22 protein-coding genes are annotated in these 18,461 nt (G+C 67.8%); 13 read left to right on the top strand and 9 right to left on the bottom strand.

Translation table 11 applies throughout. The features are described 5' to 3' along the window. The first annotated feature begins 6 nt into the window (after positions 1 to 6). From ACQ7JA_RS06640 to ACQ7JA_RS06585, 12 genes are all read left to right on the top strand, one after another. The gene (locus ACQ7JA_RS06640) at positions 7 to 354 is read left to right on the top strand and encodes a DUF2818 family protein (protein ID WP_430895794.1); all 348 of its coding nucleotides are present in this window, start codon (positions 7 to 9) and stop codon (positions 352 to 354) included. 82 nt (positions 355 to 436) lie between these two features. Continuing rightward, complete coding sequence (locus tag ACQ7JA_RS06635; RefSeq protein WP_430895792.1) at positions 437 to 994, top strand: NUDIX domain-containing protein; 558 nt, start codon at positions 437 to 439, stop codon at positions 992 to 994. Between the two features lie 3 nt (positions 995 to 997). Further along, complete coding sequence (locus ACQ7JA_RS06630; protein ID WP_430895790.1) at positions 998 to 1,696, top strand: hypothetical protein; 699 nt, start codon at positions 998 to 1,000, stop codon at positions 1,694 to 1,696. Positions 1,697 to 1,707: 11 nt separating this feature from the next. Then, positions 1,708 to 2,430, top strand: coding sequence for a 2-C-methyl-D-erythritol 4-phosphate cytidylyltransferase (gene ispD, locus ACQ7JA_RS06625; RefSeq protein ID WP_430895788.1), 723 nt, complete (start codon positions 1,708 to 1,710; stop codon positions 2,428 to 2,430). A gap of 2 nt (positions 2,431 to 2,432) precedes the next feature. Further along, positions 2,433 to 2,951, top strand: a complete 519-nt coding sequence (gene ispF / locus ACQ7JA_RS06620; protein WP_430895786.1) for a 2-C-methyl-D-erythritol 2,4-cyclodiphosphate synthase — start codon at positions 2,433 to 2,435, stop codon at positions 2,949 to 2,951. 77 nt (positions 2,952 to 3,028) lie between these two features. Beyond that, positions 3,029 to 4,333, top strand: a complete 1,305-nt coding sequence (locus tag ACQ7JA_RS06615; RefSeq protein WP_430895784.1) for an MFS transporter — start codon at positions 3,029 to 3,031, stop codon at positions 4,331 to 4,333. 40 nt (positions 4,334 to 4,373) lie between these two features. Further along, a complete protein-coding gene (locus ACQ7JA_RS06610; protein ID WP_430895782.1) occupies positions 4,374 to 4,646 on the top strand; it encodes a hypothetical protein in 273 nt (90 codons plus the stop codon). Between the two features lie 86 nt (positions 4,647 to 4,732). Then, the gene (locus ACQ7JA_RS06605; RefSeq protein ID WP_430895780.1) at positions 4,733 to 5,401 is read left to right on the top strand and encodes an HD domain-containing protein; all 669 of its coding nucleotides are present in this window, start codon (positions 4,733 to 4,735) and stop codon (positions 5,399 to 5,401) included. After that, positions 5,391 to 5,945, top strand: a complete 555-nt coding sequence (locus tag ACQ7JA_RS06600; RefSeq protein WP_430895778.1) for an NADPH-dependent FMN reductase — start codon at positions 5,391 to 5,393, stop codon at positions 5,943 to 5,945. The genes ACQ7JA_RS06605 and ACQ7JA_RS06600 overlap by 11 nt, the downstream gene beginning before the upstream one ends. Further along, a complete protein-coding gene (locus tag ACQ7JA_RS06595; RefSeq protein ID WP_430895776.1) occupies positions 5,935 to 6,357 on the top strand; it encodes a VOC family protein in 423 nt (140 codons plus the stop codon). The genes ACQ7JA_RS06600 and ACQ7JA_RS06595 overlap by 11 nt, the downstream gene beginning before the upstream one ends. Beyond that, positions 6,354 to 7,244 carry an ion transporter gene (locus ACQ7JA_RS06590; protein WP_430895774.1) on the top strand — a complete coding sequence of 297 codons (891 nt, stop codon included), beginning with the start codon at positions 6,354 to 6,356 and terminating at the stop codon, positions 7,242 to 7,244. Before ACQ7JA_RS06595 ends, ACQ7JA_RS06590 begins: the two co-directional genes overlap by 4 nt. Before the next feature lie 136 nt (positions 7,245 to 7,380). Beyond that, the gene (locus ACQ7JA_RS06585) at positions 7,381 to 7,950 is read left to right on the top strand and encodes a phasin family protein (RefSeq protein ID WP_430895772.1); all 570 of its coding nucleotides are present in this window, start codon (positions 7,381 to 7,383) and stop codon (positions 7,948 to 7,950) included. Positions 7,951 to 7,975: 25 nt separating this feature from the next. Here the strand turns inward: ACQ7JA_RS06585 and ACQ7JA_RS06580 are convergent, their stop codons facing one another. The 7 genes from ACQ7JA_RS06580 to ribA all read right to left on the bottom strand — a co-directional run bounded on the left by ACQ7JA_RS06580 (position 7,976) and on the right by ribA (position 15,142). Continuing rightward, entirely contained in the window at positions 7,976 to 9,196 is a 1,221-nt protein-coding gene (locus ACQ7JA_RS06580; RefSeq protein WP_430895770.1) for an acyltransferase family protein, read from the bottom strand. A 188-nt stretch (positions 9,197 to 9,384) separates the two neighbouring features. Then, positions 9,385 to 9,924, bottom strand: coding sequence for a GNAT family N-acetyltransferase (locus ACQ7JA_RS06575; RefSeq protein ID WP_430895768.1), 540 nt, complete (start codon positions 9,922 to 9,924; stop codon positions 9,385 to 9,387). A 164-nt stretch (positions 9,925 to 10,088) separates the two neighbouring features. Then, positions 10,089 to 10,835: a LytR/AlgR family response regulator transcription factor gene (locus ACQ7JA_RS06570; RefSeq protein WP_430895766.1), complete on the bottom strand. Its 747-nt coding sequence runs from the start codon at positions 10,833 to 10,835 to the stop codon at positions 10,089 to 10,091. After that, entirely contained in the window at positions 10,823 to 11,884 is a 1,062-nt protein-coding gene (locus ACQ7JA_RS06565; RefSeq protein WP_430895764.1) for a sensor histidine kinase, read from the bottom strand. The genes ACQ7JA_RS06570 and ACQ7JA_RS06565 overlap by 13 nt, the downstream gene beginning before the upstream one ends. Before the next feature lie 70 nt (positions 11,885 to 11,954). Beyond that, positions 11,955 to 12,911, bottom strand: a complete 957-nt coding sequence (locus tag ACQ7JA_RS06560; protein ID WP_430895762.1) for an FHA domain-containing protein — start codon at positions 12,909 to 12,911, stop codon at positions 11,955 to 11,957. After that, the gene (locus ACQ7JA_RS06555; protein WP_430895760.1) at positions 12,908 to 14,368 is read right to left on the bottom strand and encodes a S1 family peptidase; all 1,461 of its coding nucleotides are present in this window, start codon (positions 14,366 to 14,368) and stop codon (positions 12,908 to 12,910) included. Before ACQ7JA_RS06555 ends, ACQ7JA_RS06560 begins: the two co-directional genes overlap by 4 nt. 87 nt (positions 14,369 to 14,455) lie before the next feature. Continuing rightward, positions 14,456 to 15,142: a GTP cyclohydrolase II gene (gene ribA, locus ACQ7JA_RS06550; protein WP_430895758.1), complete on the bottom strand. Its 687-nt coding sequence runs from the start codon at positions 15,140 to 15,142 to the stop codon at positions 14,456 to 14,458. A 123-nt stretch (positions 15,143 to 15,265) separates the two neighbouring features. On the opposite strand from ribA, the gene ACQ7JA_RS06545 reads away from it, so the two are divergent. Next, positions 15,266 to 17,554: an ATP-binding protein gene (locus ACQ7JA_RS06545; protein ID WP_430895756.1), complete on the top strand. Its 2,289-nt coding sequence runs from the start codon at positions 15,266 to 15,268 to the stop codon at positions 17,552 to 17,554. Here the strand turns inward: ACQ7JA_RS06545 and ACQ7JA_RS06540 are convergent. After that, positions 17,551 to 17,961 (bottom strand): response regulator, encoded by a 411-nt coding sequence (locus ACQ7JA_RS06540; protein WP_430895754.1) that lies wholly within the window; start codon positions 17,959 to 17,961, stop codon positions 17,551 to 17,553. The genes ACQ7JA_RS06545 and ACQ7JA_RS06540 overlap by 4 nt on opposite strands. Next, positions 17,954 to 18,460 (bottom strand): GAF domain-containing protein, encoded by a 507-nt coding sequence (locus ACQ7JA_RS06535; RefSeq protein ID WP_430895752.1) that lies wholly within the window; start codon positions 18,458 to 18,460, stop codon positions 17,954 to 17,956. Before ACQ7JA_RS06535 ends, ACQ7JA_RS06540 begins: the two co-directional genes overlap by 8 nt. Position 18,461: the final 1 nt, after the last annotated feature.

Below are 18,461 nucleotides of genomic sequence, written 5' to 3'. Positions count from 1 at the left end.
GACGCCTTGGATTCCTCCCTGGCCTCCTGGCTGGTGGTCGCGATTGCACTCGCGGCCGCCAACCTGCCTTTCCTCACCGAGCGCGTGTTCGGTCTTGTACCACTGAAGACCCGCAGCGCCGGTGGCGGCGAAGTTCCTCCCTCCGTGCGCACGAAGTCCTTTCCGCTGCGCCTGTTAGAGTTAATTGTTTTATACTTTGTCGTCGGCTTCCTGGCGCGTGCGCTGGAATCCCGGATCGGCGGCGTGTTCGCGCAGAACTGGGAGTTCTACGCGGTCACCGGCTGCCTGTTCCTGGTGCTGGCGTTTCCGGGATTCGTTTTCCGCTATCTCCGTAAACGTCGCGCGGTCAACTGACGCTGTTCCGTGCCTGCACGCCGGGTTTGAACGCGCGGTCGGCGGAGCCGACCACCCTACGAAACCCGCAACGGAGCTTGCATTGACGATCGATCTGACTGAAACCCGCATCGACGGGGGCGTCGCCTACGACGGCCCATTCCTCAAAGTAGAACGCGACAAGGTCCGCCTGCCGGACGGTTCCACCTCCCACCGCGAATTCATCCGCCACCCGGGCGCCGTCGTCATCCTGCCGCTGCTGCCCGATGGCCGCGTGCTGCTGGAGCGCCAGTTCCGCTATCCGAATTCCCAGGTCTTCATCGAATTCCCGGCCGGGAAGATCGACCCGGGCGAGGAACACCTGGCCTGTGCCAAGCGCGAGCTGGAAGAGGAGACCGGCTACACGGCGGCCAAGTGGCGCTTCGTCTGCACCATCCACAACGCCATCGCGTATTCGGACGAGCATCTCGAACTCTTCCTGGCCGAAGACCTGACGGCCGGCGAGCAGAAGCTCGACCAGGGCGAGTTCCTCGAGACCTTCACGGCCACTGTGCCCGAGCTGCTCGAGATGGTGAAACGCGGCGAGATCACCGACGTGAAGACGATCATCGGTACGTTCTGGCTCGAGAAGATCCTGTCCGGGGCCTGGAACCCTGCATAAGACATGAAAACCCTGCTGGCGCTCGTCCTCCTGAGTTGGGCGCTGGCGGCTTCGGCGCAGCCGCGCAGTGCCTTCCAGGCGCGTTGCGAGGACAGCATCGGCGAGACCCTGTCCGTGCTGACCGGTGTGCAGAACGGCTTTCGCATCGATAACAGCGTCGGCTACCGTTCGCTGACCGTGTTGAAGGGCAGGGCGCGGCCCGGGCAATACGTGCTCGGACTGACCCGCACCGAATCGCGCGTGAGCATCAATGTCGGCGGGCGCCTGCTGTCCGATCCGGCCAGCGGCTACGAATGCATCGCGCCGCACATCGAAGTCAGGCTGACCTATCCGCCCATCGTGGTGTACGTCAGCCGCGAGTTCCGTCCCGGCTCCTGCGCCTACGAGGAAGTGCTGGCGCACGAGATGCGCCACCTGAACACCTACCTGGACTACCTGCCCAAGGTCGAGGCCAAGGTGCGCGTGGCCCTGGCCCAGCGCTTCGAGGGCAAGCCGCTCTACGCGCGCGCCGGCCAGGCGCAGGCCCTGCTCCAGCACGAAGTCGACCGCGGCTGGATGCCCTATATTAAGAACGAAATGGCGAAGGTCGAAGCCCTGCAGGCCGCAATCGATTCGCCGCAGGAATACGCCCGTCTCGGCAAGGTTTGCGGCGGTGAGGTACAGTTGTTGCTTCGACCACCACGACGATCCAAGGCATCTTGAACAACCCGGCAATGAACGACCCCGCAGTCCCTGCTTCCCGCCCTCGCTATTTCGCACTGATTCCGGCCGCCGGCGTCGGCGCGCGCATGGCGGCGGGCAGCCCCAAGCAATACCTGCCCATCCTGGGCAAGCCGATGTTGCGCCACACGCTCGACGCTTTCCTCTCGAGCCCGCTCATCGCCCATACCTATGTGGTGGTCAGCGCGGACGACCCCGTCATCGATTCGATCGTGCCGGAGCAGGGCGTGACCGTGCTGGGCTGCGGCGGCGCGACCCGCATGGAATCCATCCGCAACGGTTTGCAGGCCCTGCACGGCAGCGTCGCGCTGGACGACTGGATGCTGGTGCACGATGCCGCCCGTCCAGGGCTGGATGCGGAACTCATCGAGCGCCTGATCGTCGAAACGGGTGAGCATCCCGCCGGCGGCCTGCTGGCATTGCCCGTGGTCGACACCGTCAAGCGCAACGTTGCCGGCGAAGTTGCCACCGTCTCGCGCGACGGCCTGTGGCTGGCGCAGACGCCGCAGATGTTCCGCTACGGGCTGCTGGTGCGCGCGCTGGATGCGGCCACGGACCCGACCGCGATCACCGACGACGCCAGCGCGGTTGAAGCGCTGGGACTGGCCCCTAAATTGGTGGAAGGACATCCGCGCAATCTCAAAGTCACGCTGCCCGCCGACATCCGGATTGCCGAAATGTACCTGGCCGCCCATCAACCTGAACCAACTGAATAATCATGGCACAAGCTTCCTGGAATCCCACCCCGCCGTTCCGCATCGGTACCGGCTACGACTGCCACGCGCTGGTCGAAGGGCGCAAGCTCATCGTCGGCGGCGTGACCATCCCGCACCGCCTCGGCCTGCTCGGCCACTCCGACGCCGACGTGCTGCTGCACGCGATCATCGATTCGCTGCTGGGCGCGGCCGCCCTGGGCGACATCGGCAAGCATTTCCCGGACACCGACCCCATGTTCGCCGGCGCCGACTCGCGCACCCTGCTGCGCGAAGTGGCCCACCGCGTGCACGCGGCCGGCTACCTGATCGGCAACGTGGACGCGACCATCATTGCCCAGCAGCCGAAGATGGCGCCGCACATCCCGCAGATGGTCTCGCGCATCGCCGAAGACCTGGGCGTGTCGCCGCAGCAGGTCAACATCAAGGCCAAGACCAACGAGAAGCTCGGCTTCCTGGGACGGGAAGAAGGCATGGCGGCGGAAGCGGTGTCGCTGCTGGTCAAGACGCCCGAGCTCGGCTAATGACGTTCTGGCATGTGCGTGTATATGCACTATAATTCGCCGGATGGGCATTCCGCCCGGCCGACGAGGAGGCGCACATGACAAGCACACCCACCCAGCCCGCCATGACGCCGCGCGCGGCCTGGATGCTGATCCTGGCCGCCAGCGCCATTCTGATGATCACGATGGGCGCGCGCCTGACGACGGGGCTGTTCCTGTCGCCCATCAACACCTCCACCGGCCTGGGCGTGGCCACCATCAGCTTCGCCATGGCCGTCGCCCAGCTCATGTGGGGCGCTTCGCAGCCCGTGTTCGGGGCCATCGCCGACAAGTACGGCCCGGCGCGGGTCATCGTCATCGGCGGCATCATGCTGGCGCTCGGCACCGCCGCCACGCCCTTCATGAGCTCCGAGTGGGGCCTGCTGCTCAGCATGGGCATCCTGTCGGCCGCCGGGGCCGGGGCGGGCAGCTTCTCGATCCTGATCGGCGCCACGGCCCAGCGCCTGCCCGCCGAGCGGCGCGCCTTCGCTTCCGGTTTCATCAATGCCGGCGGCTCCTTCGGCCAGTTCGTGTTCGCGCCGCTGATGCAGGCCATCATCGCCAGCGCCGGCTGGGTGATCGCCATGCTGACCATGGCCGCGACCACCTTGCTCACCATTCCGCTGGCGCTGGGCATGCGCGGCAGGCGGTCGCCACCGCCCGTGGCGACCGCCGCATCGGCGCCGAGCGTCGCCGCGACGCCGGCCGCGGGCGCCGCGCCGGCAGTGCCGGCGCCGCCCGGCATGACGCTGACCGAACAGCTGCGCCAGGCCATGCGCGACCGCAGCTACCTGTGCCTGCACCTGGGCTTCTTCACCTGCGGTTTTCACATCGCCTTCCTCGTCACCCACCTGCCGCAGGAAGTCGCCCTGTGCGGCCTGAGCGCCGGTGTGTCGGCCACGGCGCTGGCGCTGATCGGCCTCTTCAATATCGCCGGCAGCCTGGCGGCCGGCGCGCTCGCCAACCGCTACCGCATGAAGTCGCTGCTTGCCGTCATCTACGGCAGCCGCGCCGTGATCATCGTGCTCTACCTGCTGGCGCCCAAGACCGCGCTGACCTTTTATCTCTTCGCCGGCATGCTCGGCTTCACCTGGCTGGCCACGGTGCCGCCGACCGCCGGCCTGGTCGGCAAGCTGTTCGGCATGCGCTACCTGGCCACCCTGTTCGGCATGACCCTGCTGTCGCACCAGATCGGCGGCTTCTTCGGCGCCTGGCTGGGCGGGCTGTCGTTCGTCCGCTTCGGCGACTACACCTGGATGTGGTACGCCGACATCCTGCTGGCGATCGGAGCCGCCCTGGTCAACCTGCCGATCCGCGAACAGCCGGTCGCGCGTCCTGCCGCGCTGGCGGCCGCGAAGGGCTGAGCGGATGGCGCGCGAGAGCTGGGCCTACCGGGACGTCGCGGTGGAGTCCGCCATCGATCCGCGCAGCGGCCGGGTGCTCATCCGGCCGGTGTCGGGCCAGGCCTATGCGACCTCGCTGCGCGTGCACTGTTCCCGCGCCCTGAGCGACTTGGCGCGCTATCCGGTCGGCACCTGCTTCCTGCTGTCGGCCAAGCTGACCGACCGGCAGGGCGGGCAACCCTATCTCTATGCCTGGCACGGCGATCCGGTGGTCGTCATGAAGAAGGCTGCCGTAAAACGCTTCGTGGAAGAGCGCAGGCGCCTGCGGATCTAGCGGGACTCTCTGGCGTGGCTGCGCGAAATACTGCTTTGCCCGGGCAGCCTCCATCGCGGTAGACTTGTCGGCCCAACACTCCCACGATGGTGCGAAACATGGATGCACAGCTGGCGGGACGCCTGCGATTCCTCCAGGCCGCCGAAGCCCTCAAGTACACGCTCAGGAGCGGCCACAGCTCGACCGGCAGGCCCGAGAGCACGGCCGAGCACAGCTGGCGCTTGTGCCTCATGGCCCTGGTCTTCGAGGACAGGTTCACAGACCTCGACATGAAGAAGGTCCTGTCGCTGTGCGTGATCCACGACCTGGCGGAAGCCGTGGTCGGCGACGTGCCGGCGGTCCTGCAGCATGCGGGCGACGACAAGGAGGAGGCCGAGCGCGAGGGCCTGCGGCAGTTGCTCGAAGGCCTGGACCCGGCGCTGGCGGGGCGCATCGGCGCGCTCTGGGAAGAGTACGTCGCGGCCGCGACGCCGGAAGCGCGCGCGGTGAAGGCCATGGACAAGTGCGAGACCATCATGCAGCACAACCAGGGCCTCAACGTCCCCGGCTTCGACTACGGCTTCAACCTCGACTATGGGCGCGGGCACACCGATGCCGTACCCGAGCTCGCAGCCCTCCGGGCCTTGCTCGACGACGGGACGCGCGCACGGATGGCGGCGCCAGCGGCCGCGGGCGTGCCAGCGCAATCGTGTGAAAATGGTTACCATCAGGGCTCGATGAAGACCCGCGAGGAAAAGGAAACCGATGAGCACTAAGAACATTGCCGTCATTGTCGGCAGCCTGCGCAAGGATTCGTTCACCCGCAAGGTGGCGCAATCGATGATCGGGCTGGCGCCCGCCAGCCTGAAGATGGAGATCGTCGAGATCCGCGACCTGCCGCTCTACAACCAGGACGACGAGACCGACAACCCTCCCGCCGCCTTCACGGCCTTCCGCGAGCGCATCCGGCAGGCCGACGGCATCCTGTTCTGCACGCCCGAATACAACCGCTCGGTGCCGGGCGCGCTCAAGAACGCGATCGACGTCGGCTCCCGTCCCTATGGCAAGGCGGCATTTGCCGACAAGCCCTGCGCCATCGTCAGCGTCTCGCCGGGCGCGCTGGGCGGCTTCGGCGCCAACCACCACCTGCGCCAGATGCTGCCCTTCCTGAACATGCCCTGCATGCCGGCCCCGGAGGCCTATGTCGGCAACGTCGCGTCCAAGTACGAGGGCGAGCGCCTGGTCGACGATTCCAGCCGCGCCTTCTTCCAGACCTTCGTCGACACCTTTGCCGCCTGGGTAGGGCAGCATGCCAAATGATTTCGCCATTCCCGTGCGGGGACTCGACCACATCGTCCTGCGCGTGAAAGACATCGACGCCATGATCGCCTTCTACGGCGGGGTGCTCGGCTGCCCGGTCGAGCGGCGCCAGGAAGAAATCGGCCTGTACCAGCTGCGCGCGGGCATGGCCCTGATCGACATGGTGCCGGTCGACGGCAAGCTGGGCCGCGCAGGCGGCGCGGCGCCCGGCGCCGAAGGGCGCAACCTCGACCACCTGTGCCTGCGCGTGGAGCCCTTCGACGAAGCCGCGATCCGGCGCCACTTCACCCTGCACGGCGTGGAGGCGGGCCCGGTCGAATCGCGCTATGGGGCCGAAGGCGAGGGCCCGTCGATCTACCTGCTCGACCCGGAGGGCAACACCGTCGAGCTGAAGGGGCCGCCGGCGCGATGAAGCGGGCACGGGGGCCGCGCGACGCGTTCCATCCAGTCGAGTGCGCCGGACCGGAGGGTGGCTGGCGCGCGCGCGTACACGAGGTCATCTTCGGCATCGATACGCCGGCAGGCCGCGCCTTCGACATTGCCCTGGTGGCCGCGATCCTGCTGAGCATCCTGGTGGTCATCCTTGACAGCGTGCCGTCGATCGGCAGTGCCCATGCCGGCGTTCTGTACGGGCTCGAATGGTTTTTCACGGTCCTGTTCACCGTCGAATACGCGGCGCGGCTGCTCACGGTGCGCCATCCCTTGCGCTACGCGCTCAGCTTCTATGGCGTGATCGACCTGCTGTCGGTGATGCCCACCTACGTGTCGCTGCTGGTGCCCGGAAGCGAAGCCCTGCTCGACATCCGCATCCTGCGCCTGCTGCGGGTCTTCCGCATTTTCAAGCTGACCCTGTATATCGAAGAGTACACCCGGCTGGGGGAGGCCCTTGCCGCAAGCCGCCGCAAGATCATGGTCTTCCTGTCGGTGGTGCTGATGGCGGTGCTGATACTCGGAACGGTCATGTACGTGGTCGAAGGGCCGGAACACGGTTACACCAGCATTCCTGTCGCAATGTATTGGGCGATCGTGACCATGACCACGGTCGGCTACGGCGACATCACCCCGCACTCGCCCCTGGGCAAGGCGATCGCCTCCTTCATGATGCTGCTCGGCTGGGGCATCCTGGCGGTGCCGACCGGGATCGTCACGGCCGAGATGACGGCGCGCCGGGTCGACCGGCGCCATGGCACCCGGCCCGTGCGCGCCTGCGAGGAATGCGGCAGCGGCGGCCACGACCCCGGGGCGCGCTTCTGCAAGGATTGCGGAGCGGCACTGCCGGCGCCGCTTCCGCAGGATTGAGCACCGGCGCACGTTTGGTGCAGGTCAAACGCGCGCCGCATCGTCCCTTTAGCCTTCTAGCTTCGTGCTGCGGACGACGGCTCAGCCGTCCGGCCGTGGCGTGCCCATTCGAAGCCATTACACGATGAGGTCGACGATGTATCCCTTTCCGCAATCCGTGAGTCCGGCCGTGCGCACCCACATGGACGCGCAGACCGCCTTCCTCAACGACATGTCGAAATCGATGTTCCGTTCCTTCCAACAAATCTGCGACCTGAACATCCAGCTGGTCCAGACCATGCTGGAAGAAAGCACGCTGGCCAGCCAGCAAGTCCTGAGCGCAGACCGCCAGACCGAGATCTTCACGGCGGCGTCGAGCCGCGCCCAGCCCGCCACCGAGAAGCTGCGCGCCTACCAGCAGCACATCTCGCGCCTGGCCGCCGGCGCCCAGGTCGAGCTGGCGCGCGTGACCGAGCAGCACGTGCAGAACACCACGCGCACGGCGCGCGCCCTGGTCGATGAAGTGGCCCGCACCGCCGCCGAGGAAACCGAGCGAAACATCCGCACCCAGCAGGAAGCGTTGCGCAACGCCACCGATCCCTTCGCGCGCGGCAACGGGGACGCCCGCGGCGACGGTGATGCGCAGCGTGGCCAGATGGAGACGCGCCAGGGCGCCCAGCAGGCCGCCGGCCAGAATGGCCGGACGGCGGGCGCGCCGACGCACTGAGCGGGGTGGTAGCACGTCGCCGGTGCTAGCCGGCGGCGTGGGCGACGGTGCCCGTCACCGGGAGCACGGTCGCCTGCGCCGCCCGCTCGAATTTCAACCCGAACAGCGGGCGCAGCACCCCCACCCGGCGCACCAGCTCGAAGATGCCGAAGCTCAGGGTCGTGGTCAGTACCACCAGCATGAGCGCTTCCGGTCCCGGCGCGATGCGCAGCGGTTTCATCGCATGCGCCAGCACCACGATCAGTGTCTGGTGCAGGATGTAGACGGGGAAGATCGCCTCGTTCAGGTAGCGCCGCGCCGGGCTGTCATGGTCGAGGTGGCGCACGGCGAAGCCGCAGGCGGCCACCGTCGCGCACCATGCCATCAGCGCATACACGCTAACCATGACGGGGCGCAGCACGGCCACGGCGGCCGGGGTCGCGTTGTCCCAGGTGACGTGGTCCCACATCACCCAGCAGGTCCAGCAGGTCGCCGCGATGGCGAGCGCATGCCAGCGCAGCGGCGCCGGGCGGCTCCAGAAGCCCGGCACCCGCGCGACCAGGGCGCCGAGCAGGAAGGGCAGGAAGGACATCGCATGGTTGCACCAGTCGCCCACCACGGCGTGGTTGGTCGGAAAGTGCTCGACCAGGGCGATGCGCGCCAGCGCCAGCACGGCGGCCGGCAGGACGATCAGCTTCCACCCCCGCAGCAGGGCGCCGAGTCGCGCTGCGATGCGGTCGAAGCGAGGGCCGAGCGCCGCTACCAGGCCGCCCAGCTGCATGGTGTAGATCCACAGGTAGGCGACGAACCACAGGTGGTTCCAGGTCGGCAGCTTCAGGCAGCCATCCTGGCAGAAGCCGCCATAGCCCTGCAGGTAGAGGCCCATGAAGGCGCCGTAGCCATCGGCATAGCCGAGCTTTTCGACCACCTCGAAATAGGCCTGGGGCGGCACGATCACCAGCATGCCGAACACCAGCGGCACCAGCAGGCGCAGGCTGCGCCGCTTCAGGAAGGGCGCAGTGCCGGTCTTGCGCAGCATGATGCTGGCGGCGACGCCGCCGATGAAGAACAGCAGTCCCAGCCGCCAGGGCGAGGACAGCATCATGAAGGGTTCCGGGCCGGTGCTGGCAAAGGGACTCTTCACGTGCCAGCCCCATGTCACGTAGTACATGCCGACGTGGTAGAGGATCAGCAGGAAGAAGGCAAGGATGCGCACCCAGTCGAGGAAGTACAGGCGCGCGCTGGGGGAAAGATCGGTATTGTTCATGGCTCGCTCTCGTTGTTCGAAGAGCTGCCAGCATTGCGCAGGCGCGCGTTTCTGCCGAGCGGTTTGGGGCGAAGCGGACCTGCGGTGGGGTGAAACGGCATTCGTCCCCAGGACGGCATTGCGCATACTCCAGCGGCGGGTCCTCGGCCATACGCTCACCCGGTCGACGCATCACGCTCATGCCGCCTCTATCCCTGCCGGGCGCGCCTCGCAATCCAGGCAGACCGGTCGAGGTGCCACCACTGCTTGTCACCCGCATGCGTGCGAACGAATCCAGCCGATTCAGCCAGGCGTGCGACAGCGGTGTTCTCGAATGCTGTGTCCGCAATCAAGGCAGACAGCTTCAATTCATCGAATCCCCAGCCGATCAATGCTTCCGAAATCTCCTGAGGATAGCGGTGACGCCCCCAATAAGGACGCGCCAATTCGACGCCGAACACTGCCTCGCCTTGCACGCATCCATCCATCCGGATGCCACAACTTCCGATGAGCTTGGAGTCATCATTTAGCGGCGAAATTGCGAGTTGGTAGTTGTAGCGAGGGCTAGACTCCTGCCAATCCAGGAAAAGCTGAAAGACGCGCTGCGCCTGAGCGTCTCCCAATTCGTCTTGCCGGTGAAAGATGGTGAAGGCAGGATCTGTTTGATAAGCAACGAATTGTTCGACATCTTCGGGCAGGAATTCGCGTAGCATGAATCGGCGTGTGATGATCCTCTTGTTCAGGCGCATATCAATGTCCCAGCGGCATTTCTGACCGCTCGCAGTGTAGCAAGTTGGTATCCAATTCTTCCCCAGGCTCGGACCAGTCGCAACAAGCTCCCCGAGAGGAGCAGATGGCGGCATGGCTGCGCGAAACAGAACTCGGGCCGCATGCCAACGTGTAATGAATGTTCCTATTCCTGAATAAAAGGTTTGTCAGGGTTGTTGCCAAGCGCCGCCATGAGCGCGGGCCGGAACTGCCGGCTGCATGGTGCGACCGCGCCGCTGCGCAGCACCAGCTCGCAGTCGCCCTTGTCGAGCGGGACGATGCGCTCCACCGCTTTCACCCGCACCGCAGCGCGGCGGTGGCAGCGCACGAAGCTCTCGCCCAGCTGCGCCAGGAGCCCGGACAAGGTCTGCCGCAGCAGCGGCGCCCCCTGCGCCGTATGCAGCACGACGTAGTTGTCCGCCGTCTCCAGCCACTCGATGTCGTCCACCTGCACCACGCGGGTAGCGCCGCGTTCCGTCACCAGCAGCTGGCGCGGCGGCATGCCTGCTGCCGCAGCCGTCTTCCCATGCGAACGGGCCGCCAGGCGCTCGCGCAGGCGATCCAGCGCACGCCGCAGGCGCGCCTGGTCGAAGGGCTTGAGCAGGTAGTCGATCGCGTTCGCATCGAAGGCGCGCAGGGCGTATTCGTCGTAGGCGGTCACGAAGACCACCAGCGGGGCCGGTTCCGGGAGCGAAGCGGCCAGTTCGATGCCCGACAGCTCCGGCATCTCGATATCGAGCAGCAGGGCGTCCGGCTGGCATGCGGGCAGGCAGCGCAGCGCCTCATGCGCATCGGCCGCTTCGAAAATGGCGTCGATGCCTGCTTCCAGCGCCAGCATCCGGCGCAGCCGATCGCGCGCCGGGCGCTCGTCGTCGACGATCAGGATGCGCACGGCAGCCTCACTTCGGTACGTACGCCGCCGGGCGCCAATTGGCTCAGCGTCAGACTGGCGCGTTCGCCGTGCAGCGCGGCCAGGCGAGCGCGCAGGTTGGCCAGGCCGATGCCGGAATCCCCGGCCTGATCGGCCTCGAGCCGCCCGGCATCGTCCTCGACCCGCAGCACCAGCGAGTCGCCTTCGCGCGCGGCGCTGACCAGGATGCGGGTCGGCGCACGCCGCCGCTCGACGGTGTGCTTGAACACGTTCTCGAGCAGCGGCTGCACGCTCATGGCCGGCAGCAGCACGCCCAGCACGGCCTCGTCGATGCGCCAGTCGACCTGCGCGCGGCCGTCGAAGCGTCCTTCCATCACACCGGCATAGGCACGCGCCAGCCGCAGTTCTTCTTCCAGCGTCGCCTGCGGCCGCTGTCCCAGCGCCAGCGCGGCGCGCAGCATGTCCGACAGCTGCACCAGCACGGCGTCGGCGCGCTGCACGTCCGTGTGCATCAGCGAGGAGATGGTATTGAGGGCGTTGAAGAGGAAGTGTGGCTGCATCTGGCGCGCCAGCGACTGCAGCTGGGCCTCGCGCAGCAGGGCGTTGGCCTGTTCCGCGCGCAGCTTCGCGCCGAGCAGCTCGCGCCAGGACAGCAAGCCAAAGGCGATCACGGTGAACAGGCCCGCAAACACGGTGATCTTCAGCGACTCGTAGACGAAGACCTGGCCCCAGGGCTCATGGTCGTAGCTGCTGCCTGCCAGTGCATACACGGCGTGGCGGATGCCGAAGGCCAGGGGCACGAAGGCGATCCAGTACAGGGGCACGATGCAGGCCTGGATCGCGAACCAGCGCCAGGGGGTGGCGATCAGGTGGTTGTAGCGGGCGCCGATGCGGCGCTGGATGAAGAGCAGCAGCGTCGCCACTATCGCCGACGAGCCTTCCCACAGCATCGGCTGCCACCAGGCGGTGCCGCCGTCGCGCCGGTAGTCTTCGACCGCGACCAGCATCATCAGCGTCCAGAACAGGACCCAGGCGATGCCGAAGGCGATCTTGCTGCGGGTGGAGTTCATCGGTGAACGGGCTGTTGGGATGCCCGATCTTCCAGCATCCGCCCGCGCTTGTCAAAGCGCCATGCTGACCCTAGTGGCCGCCGGCCTTGTGTTCGCGTTCGGCGTCGAGCTCCCTGCGCATGGCCTCCACCTGCGCCATGTGCTGGGCCACGGTGGTATCAAGGCTGGCGCGCAGCTGCGGCGGCAGCAGCACCGACATGTACAGTTCGTCCGCGACGCGGCCGTGGCGCTGCTGGTTGACGATCAGGACCAGGCTCGAGGCCAGCACCGCTGCGCCCGCGCATAGCGTCCGCAGGCGCCGGCGCAGCGGCGGCTTGATGGTCGCCAGGTGGAAGTAGATGATGCCGGCCACCGTGGCCACGGCCACGTGCGAGCCGTAGCGCGTCAGCCACTCCCAGGAAAAGGCATAGGCCGCCACCGCCGCCAGCAGCCGAAAGCCGACCAGGGCCGCCATGCCGCAGCCGAAGATGAACAGGTGGCGGCCCAGGCGCGTATAGCGCCCGAACAGGCGGTTCAGGAAAGCCCACAGGCTGCTCCACAGGAGGCCCACGCCGATGCCTGCCGCCGGCGCAAGCACGTAGTTGAGCAGCTGAAAGGGCTGGGCGTCGAACAGCCAGGTGACGAGCAGGGCCACCAGCCCGGCCAGCAGCACGCCCACGGCGCCGGGGAGCAGGCCTTCCCAGCCGTGCATGGTGCGGTCGCGCAGCTCGGCCGGCACCGGGAAGTCGGCGGGCCGCACGCGCAGCGACGTGTGGCCGAGCCGTACCACGGTGTCGCCGGAAAGAAGGAGCTGCTGCACCCGCTTGCGGCCATGGACGACGCCGTTGCGGCTGCCCAGGTCGCGCAGCACCAGGCCGCCATCCGGAGCCGCCTCGATGAGCGCATGGTGGGCCGCGGCATACTCGTCGTCGAGGATGAAGTCGTTGTCGTAGGCGCGGCCGATGCGGATCGGCAGGGCGGGCGCCCGGTGCCGGTGCAGTACTTCGCCGTTCCGGGCCAGCATCTCGACGGTCCAGGGCCCGCTCATGGCTTGTCCCTGGGGGCGGGGGCGCGCCTGACGTTGCGCCCGAAGGAACCGAGGAAGGCGCGCGTCACGCGCATGCCGTTCTCGTACGAGACGCCGGCGACGTCCAGGCGGCTTTGCAGGCTCGATTCGGCGGCGTCGGTGCTCGCCGTCAGCAGGGTGAAGTTGTACAGGCCCTCGAACTTGCGGTAGGCGCGCACGCAGGTGACGGCGCGCAGCGGCAGGGTGCGGGTGTGCACGAAGCCCTCGGTGCAGACCGGCTTGGTCATGCGTTCGGAGCTAGCGCTGCCCAGCCGCGTGGTGCGGAACAGGCGGCTGGCCAGGGCCGCGAAGGGCAGCGGGTGCAGGTTGTCCGAGCGGATGTACTGGTGGGTCATCGCCACGTGTCCGGTCTGCTGCTGCGCAGAGACGTAGATGGCCGACTCCATCGCGCAACTCATCGAGTCCGAGGTATACGCGGTTTCGGCCTTGACGTTGGAACGTCCCCAGCAGCGCAGCTGGCCGGATTCGCGCACCGGCACGAGATAGGGCCCCATGCTCTTGATCGACAGCGGCTCCTCCAGCAGGCGGTCGACCATGGCGCGCTGGTGCACCAGCAGCTGCTCGGCGATCAGGGGATTGAAGTCTTTCGGGGGCGCAGGCTGGCGCGCTACCTTGCGCAGCAGCTCCTGGGCATACTTGACCGGCACCAGGAAGCTCACCGATTCGCCGTCGCGGCGCTTCGACACGTTGATGCCGGCAACCGTGCCGCTGTCGGTCACGCTCGGCCCGCCGCTCATGCCCGAGTTGATCGGGCCGCCGAACATCAGCTGGTCGTAAAAGCTGCGCGTGACCACGCCGTTGTAGGCGCCCTCCGAGATCGCGAAGCCGAGGTCGAGGGGGTTGCCGAGCGAGTAGAGGCGCTGTCCCTGGCTCAGCTTCAGGGGCCGCTCGGGCATCTTGAAGAAGCCGCTGCCTTGCCGGTCGACCCGCACCACGGCCAGGTCGTGCAGCACGTCCACCGCCATCAGCTCGACCGGACCGCTGTTGCCGTCGGTGTCCACGTACTCGGCGGTGTAGACGTCCGGGTCGAGCGCCATCTGCGAGACCACGTGGTAGTTGGTGACGACCAGGTCGCCTTCGCCGACCAGGAAGCCCGAGCCGACCGTGGACTGGGTGCGTCCGTTCTTGAGCAGCATGCGGATCTGCAGCAGGTCGCCGCGCGCCGAGGAGTACAGGTCCTGGGCGGCCGAGGAGGGTGGCGGCAGGGCGTCCTGGGTGTCGATTTCACCCGGCGCGGGCGCGGGCGGGGTGGCGCCGGGCGGCGCTTGCGGCGGCAGGTGCGGCGGCGGGGCGGGAGGGGGAGCGGCGGCGGAAGGACGGGCGGCCGCGCGATTGCCCCTGGCCTGGTCGGACTGCGGCGCCGTGAGCGCGGCGGCGGCGAGGCAGGACAGCAGGAGGGCGGCGGCAAACCTTTTCATGCATTCCGATCATTGGCAGGAGGAGTGCCTATCTTGCCATCGGAAGCGCGCCCGGTGCGCGCGTTAGGGCCGGAAAAACCCGGCGGATCAGATCACGTCGGGAGCGGCGGCCGGGGCCGGCGCCTGGTCCGCCGGCACGGCGGGCGGCGTCATCATGTGGCCGAGCTTGGCCTGCTTGGTGTTCAGGTAGCTGTTGTTGAAGGCGTTGCGGTTGACCAGGAGGGGCACGCGGTCGCTCACCTCGATGCCCAGGCGGGTCAGGGCGTCGATCTTGCGCGGGTTGTTGGTCATCAGGCGCAGTTTCTTCACGCCGAACTGCGCCAGCATGGGCTTGCACAGCTCGTAGTTGCGGGCGTCCGCGTGGAAGCCCAGCTGCAGGTTGGCCTCGACCGTGTCGGCGCCGGCGTCCTGCAGGCGGTAGGCGCGGATCTTGTTGACCAGGCCGATGCCGCGTCCTTCCTGGCGCAGGTAGAGCAGGATGCCGCGGCCTTCCTGGGCGATGCGCTGCAGCGCGCCCTCGAGCTGGGCGCCGCAGTCGCAGCGCTGCGAGAACAGCACGTCGCCGGTCAGGCATTCCGAGTGCACGCGCGCCAGCACCGGCGCGCCGTCGCCAATATCGCCCAGCACCATCGCCAGGTGCTCCTTGCCGGTCGAATGCTCGACGAAGGCGTGCAGCGTGAACTGCGCCCACGGCGTCGGCAGGGCGCACGAGGCGACGTAGTCGAGCAGCTGCTCGTTGGCCGGGGCGGCGGAAGTGGCGGAGGTGGCGGGCATGTCGTGTCTCTTGATGCGTAGTGCGGTAACCGCCTAGTTTACCGGAAATCCGCGCCGCCCGTGCGGCGGCCCCGGCGGTGGCCGCGCTGTGTTACGCTGGCGGAAAGTTTCTCCTGAGGCATCATGGACACGATTCCCGCTCCCTCTCCTGTCAAACGCCGGCGCCGCGGCCTGGGCGCCTGGCTGGCCCTGGCATTCTCCCTGCTGACCGTGGTCCTGACGCTGGCGCTGGTCGAAATCGTCGAGCGCGCCTCGACCGAACAGGTCAAGGACAGCATCGGCCACGGCCTGGCCGAGCTGGCGATCCAGACCGCCGACAAGCTCGACCGGGGGATGGCCGAGCGTTACCGCGAAGTCAGCCTGATGGCGAAGCGGCGCGGCCTGCGCGACCCGACCGTGAGCATGGATGAGCGCCGCCAGATTCTGGCCGATATGCAGAGTACCTATGGGTACTACGACTGGATCGGCCTGACGGGCCTGGACGGCCGGGTCATCGTCGAGGCGCGCGGCCTGCTGGAGGGCGTGGACGTCTCTTCGCGGCCCTGGTTCAAGAACGCCCTGGCCAACATCAACGTCGGCGACGTGCACGAAGCCGTGAAGCTGGCCAAGCTGCTGCCAGGCGTGGAGGGCGAGCCACGTCGTTTCGTCGACGTCGCATTCCCCTACGCGGACATGAGCGGCAAGCTCGCCGGCGTGCTCGGCGTGCATTTGTCCTGGCAATGGGCACAGGACGTGGAACGTTCGATCATCGCCCCGGTCGAAGCGCGGGGCCGGGTGCAAGCGCTGATCGTCAGTCGCGAAGGCGTGGTGTTGCTCGGCCCGAAGGCCCTGCAGGGCAAGACGATCGCTCCCGGCAGCCTGCAGCTGGCGCGCCAGGGGAAGAGCGGCTACCTGGTCGAGCAGTGGGAGGACGGGGTTTCCTACCTGGTCGGCTATGGCGCCACGGTCGGGCGCGGCGCCTATCCGGGCCTGGGCTGGACCGTGCTGGTGCGCCAGGAAATCCAGGACGCCTACGCTCCGGTGCGGCGCCTGCGCGAGCGGGCCCTGTGGAGCGGGGCGGCGCTGGCGGTGCTGTTCTCCGTGGCCGGCGTGCTGGTCGCGCGCCGCATTACCCGCCCTCTCGGCGCGCTGGCAGAATCGGCCGAGCGCATGGGCCGCGGAGAGGCCGTGGAACTGGTGCCGAATGCGAAGGATTACTATGAGGTACAGGCGCTGTCGGGCACACTCAACAGCCTCGTGCGCGATCTGGTGGCGGAACGCGCCGCGCTGCGCGACCTGAACGCCAACCTCGAGCATCGCGTCGAAGAACGCACGCGCGACCTGGAGCGGGCCCTGACGGCCGTGCAGGCCAGCGAGCAGCGCATCAATGCCATCGTGGAGGCGGCGCAGGACGCCTTCATCGCGGTCGACCAGCGCGGCCTGATCCTCGACTGGAATGGCGCCGCCGAGCGCATGTTCGGCTGGCGCCGCCAGGAGGCGGTGGGGTGGCCCCTGTCGGAGCTGGTGCTGCCCGAGCGCTACCGCGCAAGCTTCGGCAAGGCCCTGCACGCTTTCCGGAGCTCAGGGCACCTCGACCTGCTCGGTCAGCGCCTGGAACGCACCGTCATCGACCGTCAGGGCCGCGAATTCACCATCGAGATGACGGCCGGCCTGGCAGGCCAGGGAGCGGATGCCTTCTTCAGCGTCTTCCTGCACGATATTTCCGGGCGCAAGAAGGTCGAGCGACTGAAAAACGAATTCGTCTCCACCGTCTCCCACGAGCTGCGCACGCCCCTGACCTCGATCCAGGCATCGCTGTCGATGCTGGCCGACGGCATGGCGGGCGACCTGCCGCCGGATGCGGCCCGCCTCACGGCGATCGCCAGCCAGAGCAGCGAGCGGCTGGTGCGCATGGTGAACGACCTGCTCGACATCCAGAAGATCGAATCGGGCAGGATGGATTTCGAGCGCATCCCGCAGCCGCTGCTGCCGGTGGCCGAGCGGGCCCTGGCTGCGATGGAGGCCAAGGCGCGCCAGGGCGACGTAATTCTGCGGCGCGACTGGGCGGCGGGCGCCGGGCACATCGCGGCGGCCATCGATCCCGACCGGATGGAACAGGTGCTGACCAACCTGGTGTCGAACGCGATCAAGTTCACGCCGAAGTACCACGCCGTGACGCTGGGCCTGTCGCAGGCCGGCGGCAAGGTGCGCCTCTCCGTGCTGGACGAGGGGCCGGGTATCGCGCCCGAATTCCAGCCGCGTATCTTCGAGCGCTTCGCCCAGGCCGACGGCGCCGATTCGCGCACGCGCGGCGGCAGCGGCCTGGGGCTGGCGATCAGCAAGGCGATCATCGAGGAACACGGCGGTTCGATCTCCTTCACCACCGCGCCGGGCAAGGGCACCCGCTTCGTGATCGAGCTGCCGGCTGCTTAGTCGCTGGCGCCGATGCGCATGCCGTCGATCGTGTCGACCACGTCGCGCACCCGGAAGGGCTTGATCAGGATGCGGCCGACCCCGCAGGAGCGCAGCAGCTGGATCGTCTCGGCGGTGCAGGATTCGATCAGCACTGCGATCGGGATCGAGGGCAAGCTGGCGCTGTCGCCCGAGCGGATCTGCTGGATGAGAGTCAGGCCGCGGTGCTGTTCCTGCGACAGCGGCCACTCGAGCGCGATCACCGCGCCGTCGAAGCCGCGCCGGGCGCACAGCTCGTGCGCGACCGGATAGGTGGCCGCTTCCATGATCTCCGCCGTGCCCAGGCTGCGTACGGTCAGCGCGACGGTCCGGCGCAGCAGGTGCTCGGGCTCGACGAGCAGGATGTGCAGCGGCGCGGCGCTAGGCATCGCCGGCCTCCACCCCCTGCGCGCCCAGCTCGAGCACGGCCAGGTCGCGCAGGCTGCGCAGGATCGCCACCGCGACTGCATCCAGGGTGCGCGGCCGGGTGTCGATCAGGCACAGGGTGCCGATCGCCAGGCCGTCGCGCATGATCAGGGGCGCGCCCGCATAGAAACGGATATGCGGCGCGCCGGTGACCAGGGGATTGTCGCGGAAACGCGGGTCCTGCAGCGTGTCTTCGATCAGCAGTAGGCTCTCTCCGCCCAGGGCATGGGCGCAGAAGGAGACGTCGCGCGGGGTTTCGCATGCGTCGAGGCCGACGCGCGCCTTGAACCACTGGCGGTTGGCGTCCACCAGGCTGATCAGGCAGATCGGCACGTCGAACTCGCCGGCCGCGAACTCGACGATCTTGTCGAGGCGGCGTTCGGGCGGGGTGTCGAGCAGGAGCAGCTCGTAGAGCAGGGCGAGGCGCTCCTGTTCGTTCTCCGGTATGGGAGGGGCGATCATC

Origin of the sequence: Massilia sp. BKSP1R2A-1, from assembly GCF_050586525.1 — a bacterium.
GTDB lineage: Bacteria > Pseudomonadota > Gammaproteobacteria > Burkholderiales > Burkholderiaceae_D > Telluria.
This window is presented reverse-complemented; position numbering and strand designations above follow the sequence as displayed.

Excerpts from the sequence above, each read along its gene's own strand:
- ACQ7JA_RS06605 (WP_430895780.1), top strand. The coding sequence starts at position 4,733 with ATGGTGCGAAACATGGATGCACAGCTGGCGGGACGCCTGCGATTCCTC.
- ACQ7JA_RS06615 (WP_430895784.1), top strand. The coding sequence starts at position 3,029 with ATGACAAGCACACCCACCCAGCCCGCCATGACGCCGCGCGCGGCCTGG.
- ACQ7JA_RS06545 (WP_430895756.1), top strand. The coding sequence starts at position 15,266 with ATGGACACGATTCCCGCTCCCTCTCCTGTCAAACGCCGGCGCCGCGGC.
- ACQ7JA_RS06630 (WP_430895790.1), top strand. The coding sequence starts at position 998 with ATGAAAACCCTGCTGGCGCTCGTCCTCCTGAGTTGGGCGCTGGCGGCT.
- ispD (WP_430895788.1), top strand. The coding sequence starts at position 1,708 with ATGAACGACCCCGCAGTCCCTGCTTCCCGCCCTCGCTATTTCGCACTG.
- ACQ7JA_RS06540 (WP_430895754.1), bottom strand. The coding sequence starts at position 17,961 with ATGCCTAGCGCCGCGCCGCTGCACATCCTGCTCGTCGAGCCCGAGCAC.
- ACQ7JA_RS06580 (WP_430895770.1), bottom strand. The coding sequence starts at position 9,196 with ATGAACAATACCGATCTTTCCCCCAGCGCGCGCCTGTACTTCCTCGAC.
- ACQ7JA_RS06590 (WP_430895774.1), top strand. The coding sequence starts at position 6,354 with ATGAAGCGGGCACGGGGGCCGCGCGACGCGTTCCATCCAGTCGAGTGC.
- ACQ7JA_RS06535 (WP_430895752.1), bottom strand. The coding sequence starts at position 18,460 with ATGATCGCCCCTCCCATACCGGAGAACGAACAGGAGCGCCTCGCCCTG.
- ispF (WP_430895786.1), top strand. The coding sequence starts at position 2,433 with ATGGCACAAGCTTCCTGGAATCCCACCCCGCCGTTCCGCATCGGTACC.
- ACQ7JA_RS06585 (WP_430895772.1), top strand. The coding sequence starts at position 7,381 with ATGTATCCCTTTCCGCAATCCGTGAGTCCGGCCGTGCGCACCCACATG.
- ACQ7JA_RS06555 (WP_430895760.1), bottom strand. The coding sequence starts at position 14,368 with ATGAAAAGGTTTGCCGCCGCCCTCCTGCTGTCCTGCCTCGCCGCCGCC.
- ACQ7JA_RS06600 (WP_430895778.1), top strand. The coding sequence starts at position 5,391 with ATGAGCACTAAGAACATTGCCGTCATTGTCGGCAGCCTGCGCAAGGAT.
- ribA (WP_430895758.1), bottom strand. The coding sequence starts at position 15,142 with ATGCCCGCCACCTCCGCCACTTCCGCCGCCCCGGCCAACGAGCAGCTG.
- ACQ7JA_RS06575 (WP_430895768.1), bottom strand. The coding sequence starts at position 9,924 with ATGCGCCTGAACAAGAGGATCATCACACGCCGATTCATGCTACGCGAA.
- ACQ7JA_RS06560 (WP_430895762.1), bottom strand. The coding sequence starts at position 12,911 with ATGAGCGGGCCCTGGACCGTCGAGATGCTGGCCCGGAACGGCGAAGTA.
- ACQ7JA_RS06595 (WP_430895776.1), top strand. The coding sequence starts at position 5,935 with ATGCCAAATGATTTCGCCATTCCCGTGCGGGGACTCGACCACATCGTC.
- ACQ7JA_RS06565 (WP_430895764.1), bottom strand. The coding sequence starts at position 11,884 with ATGAACTCCACCCGCAGCAAGATCGCCTTCGGCATCGCCTGGGTCCTG.